Consider the following 9,525-nt stretch of genomic DNA (forward strand, 5'->3'; position numbering starts at 1 on the left):
CGAACGTGCGGTGTCCGCCGAGGACACCTCGTTTTGTCAGCTCTTGTCCAGTTTTTGACGTTCGCTGTGTGGTGCTGCGTGCGGTGTGTGCCGCTGGTGGTGCAGGTCCAGGGCGAGCGCCGCCGTCCAGCTGAACCCGGTCGCGCCGCACGCCGCGCCGGTGTGCGGGTCGACGTACTCGGCGAACCCGCTGGCGTCGGCCGTCCGGACGACCGCCTCGGCGAGCGCGTCCGCCCGCTCCCGTTCGCCGTGCTCGCGCAGCCCCCGCTCCAGCAGCCAGCCGGTGTTGAACCAGGCGGGCCCGCGCCAGTAGCGGTGCGGGTCGAAGGCCTCACCGAGCAGGTCGTAACTGGGCACCAGGCGGGTGTCGGCGCCGAAGTGCGGGCCGTCCAGCGTGCGCACGAGCGCGGCGACGATCTCCCTGGGCAGCTCGGGCAGGAGAAGGGGGACCAGCCCGGACACGCCGCGCTCGTCGATCAGCTCCCCACCCGAGCCACGCGCGCCGCCCACGCCACGCGCGCCGCCCGAGTGGGCCAAGCCGCCGGCGCCGCCCGAGTCGCCCAGACCGCCCGTGCCCCCCAACCCGCCCGAGTCGCCCAGACCGCCCGTGCCCCCCAACCCGCCCGAGTCGCCCAGGCCGCGCGTGCCACCCAAGCCGCCCGCATCGGCCAAGCCGCCCGCGTCGCCCAGACCGTCCGCCCCGCCCGCGCTGCCCGCCCCGCCCGTGCGTGCCGGGCCGTGCCGGTCGCCCCCGGCTCCCCCGGCTTCCTCGGCTCTCCCGGCTCCCGCATCGCCCGTCCCGGCCAGCAGGTCGCGGCAGAGGAAGATCTCCCGCTCCGGGTCCCACAGCCGGTCCACCAGCGCCGTCGTCAGGCGCTGCGCCCGTGCGTGCCGGGCGGTGCCGGTCGCCCCCAGCTCCCGCGCGATGCGCGCGAGGGCGTGCTCGGAGGCGATGAGCAGCGCGTTGAAGGCGGGGTCCTCGACGGCGAACCCGCGGATCCGGTCGGCGTACCCGGCGTCCCGGTAGTCGGCCGCCAGCCGTACGTACCGCCCGTAGTCCAGGTCGGTCGGCCGGTCCTCGGCGGCGCCGTGGGCCAGGTCGGCGCGGCGGAAGGAGCGCGCGGGGGCCGGGGTGACCCGGGCCAGCGGGGCGTCCCAGCAGGGGCTGTTGTCCATACCCTGTTCCCAGGGGTGCACGACGGAGGCCAGCCCGCCCCCGCCCAGGTCCCGCCGGTGCAGCAGATAGCGGTGCCAGGCGGCGAGCCGTGGGTAGACGCCGGACAGGAAACCCCGTGCCCGCGACAGGCCCGGATCGGCGAGGTGCACCAGCCAGGCCGCCAGTGCGTGCACCGGTGGTTGCACGATCCCGGAGGTCTGTACGGTGCGCGGGGCGCCCGCAGCGCGCCCCGCGGTCGAGGAGCGCCAGAAGTCGGGGCTCGGGAAGTACGCGTCGAGGGGCACGGAGGGGTTGAACACGATGTGCGGGATCCGCCCGTCGCCCCACTGGGCGGCCAGCAGCGTCTCCAGCTCCGTCTGCGCGCGCAGCGGCGAGAGGTGCCGGAGGCCGATCGCGATGAACGCCGAGTCCCAGGACCACTGGTGCGGATACAGGCTCCGGGAGGGCACGGTCGAACAGCCGGTCCAGTTGTCGTCGAGCACCCGTGCGGCTCTGACGTGCAGGGACCGCCCTCCGCCGGTCGGTCGGGCGGCGCGGGCGGGCGGCGGATCGTATGCAGTCCCGCGGTCGAGCGCATGGGTGGTGAGCTGGGCAGTGCGATCCACTCGGGACTCCCCGAAGACGTCCGGCCGGCCGGGTTCGGCTGTGGCTACCGTAGGGTTACGTCTATTTAACACGCAAAACTCAATATGTAATGCAAGCTTGAGAAACACAAGGGGGTGCGCATGACCGGACGTCCCGGCAGGACCGGCAAGGGCGGCGGACAGGCGAGCGCCGGAGATCTGCTCGAACTCGTGCGCCACGGGCGGGCCGTGACCCGCGGCGCGCTCCAGCAGGCCACCGGGCTCTCCCGCGCGACCGTCGGCCACCGCCTGGACCGTCTGTTCCGCGCGGGCTGGCTGCGCGAGGGCGCCGGCGGCCCGGTCGACTCCCCGCTGGGCGGCCGCCCCTCCATCACCCTGGAGTTCGACGACTCGCACGCGGTCGTGCTCGCCGCCGACCTGGAGACCCGGCACGCCCGCGCCGCCGTGCTCTCCCTCACCGGCGAGCTGCTCGCCGAGCACTCCGGCACCCTGGTCATCCAGGACGGCCCGGACGCGGTGCTCGGCGAACTCGGCCGCTGGTTCGCCGAGCTGCTGGTGAAGGCCGGCCACCGTGCCGCGGAGGTGTGCGGGATCGGCCTGGCGGTGCCCGGCCCGGTCGACACGGAGACCGGCCGGGTGGTCCAGCCGCCGATCATGCCCGGCTGGGACGGCTACGACATACGGACCCGCCTGGCCAGGGCGTTCACCGAGCACACGGGTGCCCCGCCGGTCCCGGTCCTGGTGGACAACGACGCGAACCTGCTGGCGTACGGGGAGCAGCGCACCGGATACCCGGACTGCTCGGCGTTCGTCCTGGTGAAGGTCTCGACGGGTATCGGCGCCGGGGTCGTGGTGGACGGCTCGATCTACCGGGGCGTCGACGGCGGCGCCGGGGACATCGGCCACATCCGGGTGGGCGCGGAGGCGCAGTGCCGCTGCGGTTCGTACGGCTGCCTCGCCGCCGTCGCCAGCGGTGGCGCCGTGGCCCGTCGGCTGGCGGCGGCCGGGGTGCCCGCGGCCTCCGGCTCGGACGTGCGTGACCTGCTCGCCTCGGGTCACCCGGAGGCGGCCGCCCTGGCGCGGGAGGCCGGCCGCCTGGTCGGGGACGTGCTGGCGACGGTCGTGACCCTGCTCAACCCGGGCGTCCTGATGATCGCGGGCGACCTGGCGGGCACCCCGTTCCTCACCGGCGTGCGCGAACTGCTCTACCAGCGGGCGCTGCCCCGCTCCACCGCTCACCTGGACGTCGTGACCTCACGGCTGGGGGAGCGGGCCGGGCTGATCGGCGCCGGGGCCCTGGTCGTGGAGCACCTGTACGCGCCGGAGCGGGTGGAGGAACGGCTGCAGGCCCTGGGCGTGTGACCACCGCGCCCCGTCGGCCCGGGATGCGTGACGGCGAGCGGGGCCGATGCGGCCCGGGTGGGCGGCGGGCGCGGGGGCGCGGGGGCGCGGGGGCGCGGTGCGCGCGTGGCGGCGGAGGTGTCCGGCGAAGGTGTGTGACCGGCGCGTTTCCGGCGCGTTCTGATGTCCGTCGCCGCGTCCGCATGGTGAACTCGGACGGTCTGTGGCAGCGTGATTCTCGCCACCCTTGATAAGGGTTGCGCTCAGATGAGCGGATCATGGGCGACTGCACTTCTCCAAGGGGTGGCACTGGGTGCCACCCCTTGATCGTTCATCGATCGAAATCAGACGTGCAGGTAACCCGCTCATCTGAGCGGAAAGGTGTGGTGCTGAGTGGTCTTGCGTTCAAGAGGTGAAAACATCGGCCCGTCTCCGCTTGCCAAGCTTTGACTTTCGATCCACTGGCGGACGACTGGTTACGGGCGCATGACACGCAAGTAGACGTACCCAGGCGCCTTCGATCTGGGTATGTTCCTGGCCGTCAGGGCAGCCACCGAGTCTTCCAGGGAGTCGAGACCCGTGTCGGAAAACAAAGAACCCCACGCGGCGAAGTTCGTTTACGACTTCACCGAGGGAAACAAGGACCTCAAGGACCTCCTGGGCGGCAAGGGTGCCAACCTCGCCGAGATGACCAACCTGGGGCTCCCCGTTCCCCCCGGCTTCACCATCACGACGGAAGCCTGCAAGGTCTACCTCGACAGCGGCGAGGAGCCGGCGGCACTGCGTGACGAGGTGAGTGCGCACCTCGACGCCCTGGAAGAGCGGATGGGCAAGAAGCTCGGCCAGGCCGACAACCCCCTCCTGGTCTCGGTCCGCTCCGGCGCCAAGTTCTCCATGCCCGGCATGATGGACACGGTCCTGAACATCGGTCTCTCCGACACGTCCGTACAGGGCCTCGCCAAGCAGGCCGGCGACGACCGCTTCGCGTGGGACTCCTACCGCCGCCTCATCCAGATGTTCGGCAAGACGGTCCTCGGCGTCGACGGCGAGCTCTTCGAGGAGGCCCTGGACGCGGCCAAGGCGGCCAAGCAGGTCACCGTCGACACCGAGCTGGAGGCGGCCGACCTCAAGAAGCTCGTCACCAGGTTCAAGAAGATCGTCAAGACCGAGGCAGGCCGGGACTTCCCGCAGGACCCGCGCGAGCAGATGGACCTCGCGATCAAGGCGGTCTTCGAGTCCTGGAACACCGACCGAGCCAAGCTCTACCGCCGCCAGGAGCGGATCCCCGGCGACCTCGGCACCGCCGTCAACGTCTGCTCCATGGTCTTCGGCAACCTCGGCCCGGACTCCGGCACGGGCGTCGCCTTCACCCGCGACCCCGCCTCGGGCCACCAGGGCGTCTACGGCGACTACCTGCAGAACGCCCAGGGTGAGGACGTGGTCGCGGGCATCCGCAACACGGTCCCGCTGGCCGAGCTGGAGAACATCGACAAGAAGTCGTACGACCAGCTGATGCAGATCATGGAGACGCTGGAGAACCACTACAAGGACCTCTGCGACATCGAGTTCACCATCGAGCGCGGTCAGCTGTGGATGCTCCAGACCCGCGTCGGCAAGCGCACCGCGGGTGCCGCCTTCCGGATCGCGACCCAGCTGGTGGACCAGGGCCTCATCGACGAGACCGAGGCCCTCCAGCGCGTCACCGGCGCCCAGCTCGCCCAGCTGATGTTCCCGCGCTTCGACGAGCAGGCGAAGACCCAGCAGGTCGGCCGGGGCATCGCCGCCTCGCCGGGCGCGGCGGTCGGCAAGGCGGTCTTCGACTCGTACACCGCGGTGAAGTGGTCCCGCTCGGGCGAGAAGGTCATCCTGGTCCGCCGCGAGACCAACCCCGACGACCTGGACGGCATGATCGCCGCCGAGGGCATCCTCACCTCCCGGGGCGGCAAGACCTCGCACGCGGCCGTGGTCGCCCGCGGCATGGGCAAGACCTGCGTGTGCGGCGCGGAGGAGCTGGAGGTCGACACCAAGCGCCGGCGCATGACCGTCCCCGGCGGCCACGTGGTCGAGGAGGGCGACGTCATCTCCATCGACGGCTCGTCCGGCAAGGTCTACCTGGGCGAGGTGCCCGTCGTACCCTCCCCGGTCGTCGAGTACTTCGAGGGCCGGATGCACGCGGGCGCCCAGGACGCCGACGAGCTGGTCGAGGCCGTCCACCGCATCATGGCCTTCGCCGACCGCAAGCGTCGGCTGCGGGTGCGCGCCAACGCCGACAACGCCGAGGACGCCCTGCGCGCCCGCCGCTTCGGCGCCCAGGGCATCGGCCTGTGCCGCACCGAGCACATGTTCCTCGGCGACCGCCGCGAACTGGTGGAACGCCTGATCCTGGCGGACACCCAGGAGGACCGCGAGGAGGCCCTGAACGCCCTTCTCCCGCTCCAGAAGAAGGACTTCGTCGAGCTCTTCTCGGCGATGGACGGCCTCCCGGTGACGGTCCGTCTCCTCGACCCGCCGCTGCACGAGTTCCTCCCGGACATCACGGAGCTCTCGGTCCGCGTGGCGCTCGCGGAGTCCCGCCAGGAACCCCACGAGAACGAGCTCCGCCTCCTCCAGGCGGTCCACCGCCTGCACGAGCAGAACCCGATGCTCGGCCTGCGCGGCGTCCGCCTCGGCCTGGTCATCCCCGGCCTGTTCACGATGCAGGTCCGCGCCATCGCCGAGGCCGCCGCGGAGCGCAAGAACGCCAAGGGCGACCCGCGCGCCGAGATCATGATCCCGCTGGTCGGCACGGTCCAGGAGCTGGAGATCGTCCGCGAGGAGGCCGACCAGGTCATCGCGGAGGTGGAGGCGGCGACGGGCACCAGCCTGAAGCTGTCGATCGGCACGATGATCGAACTCCCGCGGGCCGCGCTGACGGCGGCCCAGATCGCCGAGGCGGCCGAGTTCTTCTCCTTCGGCACGAACGACCTGACCCAGACGGTCTGGGGCTTCTCGCGCGACGACGTCGAGGCCTCCTTCTTCACCGCCTACCTGGAGAAGGGCATCTTCGGCGTCTCCCCGTTCGAGACGATCGACCGGGACGGCGTCGGCTCCCTCGTCGCGGCGGCGGCGAAGGCCGGCCGCGCCACCCGCCCGGACCTCAAGCTGGGCGTCTGCGGCGAACACGGCGGCGACCCGGAGTCGGTCCACTTCTTCCACGAGGCAGGCCTGGACTACGTCTCCTGCAGCCCGTTCCGCATCCCGGTGGCCCGCCTGGAAGCGGGCCGCGCGGCCACCGAGTCGACGGGCAGCGACCACCGCTGACCCCGTCGGGACCCCGCGAACCCCGGGTCCGCCGTCCGTCCCCGACCCTCAAGACCGATGGACGGCGGCCCCGGCACGCAAGAAGAGGGGCGGCACCCTGTGCGGGGGTGCCGCCCCTTCGCGCATCATCTGGGCAGCCTGTCAAGCTACGCTGCTGACCAGCCGAAATGACGTTTGCTGGCGTTGGCTGCCGTTGAACCCGGGTGTCACCGTTGTGCCCTCCTGGGTGCCCTGTGGGAGCGACTGAGTCCCGTCGCGGGCCGAAACCACGGAAGGCCCGCCCCGGGTGCCCCCAACACGCTCTCCAACTGTCCGCGCGGCCGTTCAGAGGCGTTCGCAGGGGTTCGCGGGGCAGGTCAGACGAGGTGCGCGTACGGCCGAACGGTGGCGGCCACGAGTGCACTGGACAAAGACCAGAACAACGACGCAACACCGCACTCATCACAGGTCGATTGGTCAGCCGATGGCGGTGTGCCGTCAGACGGGTTGACGTTTGATTGCGATCAAGGCGGCGTCGTCGTCGAGTCGGCCGCCGACGTGGTGGGCTGGAGCAGCGTGCGCTCGCGCACGTGCTGGCGACCAAGGTCAACGACACGGTCATCACCACCGGGGGCGCCGATGTCCGGGGCGGACGCTCTGGGGGCCAGCCTGCCGCGGCAGGCGTGGAAGCGCCTGTCCGCCGGCCCGGGCGCTCATGGGCAGCGCTTCTACGACTGGGCCGGGGCTCCGATCCGGATCTGGTGGGAGAATGGATTCGGCCACTGGGTGCCTGCCGCCGCAGCCTCACCGATCCCACCGAGATCGCTTACTACGTCTGCTACGGACCGGTCGACACCCGGCTGAGGGACCTGGCCCGGGTGGCCGGGGCCCGGTGGCAGGTGGAGGAGTGTTTCCAGGCCGCGAAGAACGAGTGCGGCCTGGACCACTACCAGGTTCGTCGCTACAACGCCTGGTACCGGCACATCACCCTGTCCATGGCAGCCTTCGCCTCCCTGACCGCCATCCGCGCCCAAGAGCTGTCAAAAGGGGCTGCGATCTTGGACAAACCCGGCTGATACCCCTGTCCGTCGCGGAGATCCGCCGCCTGTTCGGGCTGCTCCTCCACCCACAACACCTCACTGCGGCATACCATCTGCGCTGGTCATGGTGGAGGCGTCTCAGTCAGACCCGCGCTCGCCGCAGCCACTACAAACGCAGAGGCCAGACTCCCTGACTGTGATTGCAGTATTAGGCGGCCGGGCCGTAGTTCAGCAAGGCGGGGTCGATCCTTCCGCGCTGCAGCTTCGAGTCGTGGGGCTCGAAGAGACCGGCGTCGGTGATGTAGAGCCGGTTTCCGCGTACCGCGACGGAGGTGGGTGAGGCGAGGCCGTCCGAGACGGTCAGGACGGTCTTGGTCGTCCCGTCGGGCTCGACGACCGCTACCTGGTTAAGAGCGTTCTGCGCGGCGAACACCACGTCGGAGTCGTCGCTGAGGAAGTTGAAGTCGTCAACGAAGGTGAGGCTGCTGGTCACGGTGTGGATTCGGCCGGGGGCGCCGGTGGCGGTGACCGGGATTCGCAGCAGGGTGCCCTGCGCGGTGTTGGAGACCCAGACGGCACCCTTGTGGAAGCGGAGCCCGTTCGCGCCGAACCGGAAGGATGCGTTGGGCGCGAGGGCGGGGTCGGTCAGCCAGGCGGTCGCCTTTCCGCCGGAAGCCGGGACGGCCCAGACGGTGCTCTTGGTGCTGTCGGCGACGTACAGGGTGTGCCCGGCGGGGTCGAGGGCCATGCCGTTGGGGACTCCGTCGGTGGGCAGGGCGGCGATGCGGCGAGGGGTGCCGCCCGGGGGCAGCTTCCACACGCCGACCCGGGAGGCGTCGTCAGAGCCCACGGTGTAGTAGATGGTGCCGTGGCGGTCGCGCGTGATGCCGCCGAACGCGTCGCCCTGGTGCCCGGCTGCTATCACCGTGCTGCTTCCGGACGGGTCGATCCGCAACAGTGACGGATGCCCGCCCGCCACAGCACGCCCGCCCAGCGTGGAGACGGTCAGTGAGTTGTCCGGGTTGACAGTAATGTTCTCCAGGGCGTCGCCGGCGGTGAAGTCGGTTGTGACGAGGGTCCTCACGTCGGTGACGACCGGCTTCGGGGATGCCTGTTGTGTCGCCGCGGACGCGTACGGCGCCGAGGCGAGGACGGCCGCCGCGGCGATCACCGTCGCAAGCCCTGACCGCTTCTTCAGGAGGAACGCCGCGGGGGCTGCTGTGGAAATTTCCATGAGTTGTCGCACTTTTCTCGAAAGGGCGCAGATGCGGCTGCGCGGGAAGTGGGACATGCAGGGATGGGGCTGCCTGCGCCCCGGTGGGATGCGTGGTCAGTACTGGGTTGGGTGTGGATCATGCCGTCGCCGTTGATGTACGTGTCGTTGGGAAACCGCGGCGGGTACTGGGTGTCGGCGGCGGCGCGGTAGAAGGCACCCGACAGCTCGGGGGGTATACGCGACCTCCAGGTCGTACACGTCCGCCTCGATCCGCGACGGGGCGAAGAACCCCCGGAACTTCGGCGTGTCCGGCCACGTCATGGTCTCCGGAGGCGGCTGGGTGCCCACCCGTTCCTATCCGGGTGTTCCATCGGGCTGCGTCGTTGCAGTGGCCATGACTCTCTCCCCTGTGACAGGGTTGGATCAAGCGAAGGATTTGATTGATGCGCCCGTTGAGGGCGGCGCGCCGCTGCGAGATCGGGCCCGGAAAGTTTTGAAGAACAGCCCTGACAGCGCGACTTGACCATCATGTCCCCGAGGTTTTTTCGACGTCCAACACTGAAACACGCACGCAATGATCGGAGACTGCGATGGATGTGCGGCAGATGGAATACGCGGTGGCCATCGCCGACGAACTCAACTTCACCTGGACCGCGGCGCGCTGCCGCATCGGGCAGTCCGGGCTGAGCCACCAGATCACCCAGCTCGAACGAGAGATCGGGCCCTGCTGTTCGAACGAACCAGCCGCAGTGTCCGCCTGACCCAGGCCGGGCGGACCTTCGTCGCCTTCGCGCGCCGGGTACTCAATGCCGTCCAGGAGATGCACGCAGACATCGCCTCGCTCGACGGGCCCGTGCGAGGGCGGCTGCGCATCGGCTCGCTGACGCT

The 9,525-nt window shown here is 70.6% G+C and carries 5 protein-coding genes and 1 pseudogene; 4 read left to right on the forward strand and 2 right to left on the reverse strand.

What is annotated here, in order from left to right:
- Positions 1 to 36: 36 nt before the first annotated feature.
- On the reverse strand, positions 37 to 1,782 hold the full coding sequence (locus tag AB0M11_RS26245; protein ID WP_365709538.1) for a hypothetical protein: 1,746 nt from the start codon (positions 1,780 to 1,782) through the stop codon (positions 37 to 39).
- 120 nt (positions 1,783 to 1,902) lie between these two features.
- Between AB0M11_RS26245 and AB0M11_RS26250 the strand changes: the two genes are divergently transcribed.
- The 3 genes and pseudogenes from AB0M11_RS26250 to AB0M11_RS26260 form a co-directional block, all read left to right on the forward strand.
- The gene (locus AB0M11_RS26250) at positions 1,903 to 3,123 is read left to right on the forward strand and encodes an ROK family protein (RefSeq protein WP_365709540.1); all 1,221 of its coding nucleotides are present in this window, start codon (positions 1,903 to 1,905) and stop codon (positions 3,121 to 3,123) included.
- Positions 3,124 to 3,681: 558 nt separating this feature from the next.
- Positions 3,682 to 6,402, forward strand: coding sequence for a pyruvate, phosphate dikinase (ppdK, locus tag AB0M11_RS26255; protein WP_365709542.1), 2,721 nt, complete (start codon positions 3,682 to 3,684; stop codon positions 6,400 to 6,402).
- Positions 6,403 to 6,947: 545 nt separating this feature from the next.
- Positions 6,948 to 7,457 (forward strand): annotated as a pseudogene (locus AB0M11_RS26260) (IS701 family transposase); the annotation flags it as partial.
- 172 nt (positions 7,458 to 7,629) lie between these two features.
- On the opposite strand, the gene AB0M11_RS26265 reads toward AB0M11_RS26260, so the two are convergent.
- Entirely contained in the window at positions 7,630 to 8,655 is a 1,026-nt protein-coding gene (locus AB0M11_RS26265; protein ID WP_365709544.1) for an SMP-30/gluconolactonase/LRE family protein, read from the reverse strand.
- Between the two features lie 587 nt (positions 8,656 to 9,242).
- Here AB0M11_RS26265 and AB0M11_RS26270 point away from each other — a divergent pair.
- A complete protein-coding gene (locus tag AB0M11_RS26270; RefSeq protein ID WP_365709550.1) occupies positions 9,243 to 9,398 on the forward strand; it encodes a LysR family transcriptional regulator in 156 nt (51 codons plus the stop codon).
- Positions 9,399 to 9,525 lie beyond the last annotated feature (127 nt).

Source organism: Streptomyces sp. NPDC051987 (assembly GCF_040680735.1).
In the GTDB taxonomy this organism is placed as follows: domain Bacteria; phylum Actinomycetota; class Actinomycetes; order Streptomycetales; family Streptomycetaceae; genus Streptomyces.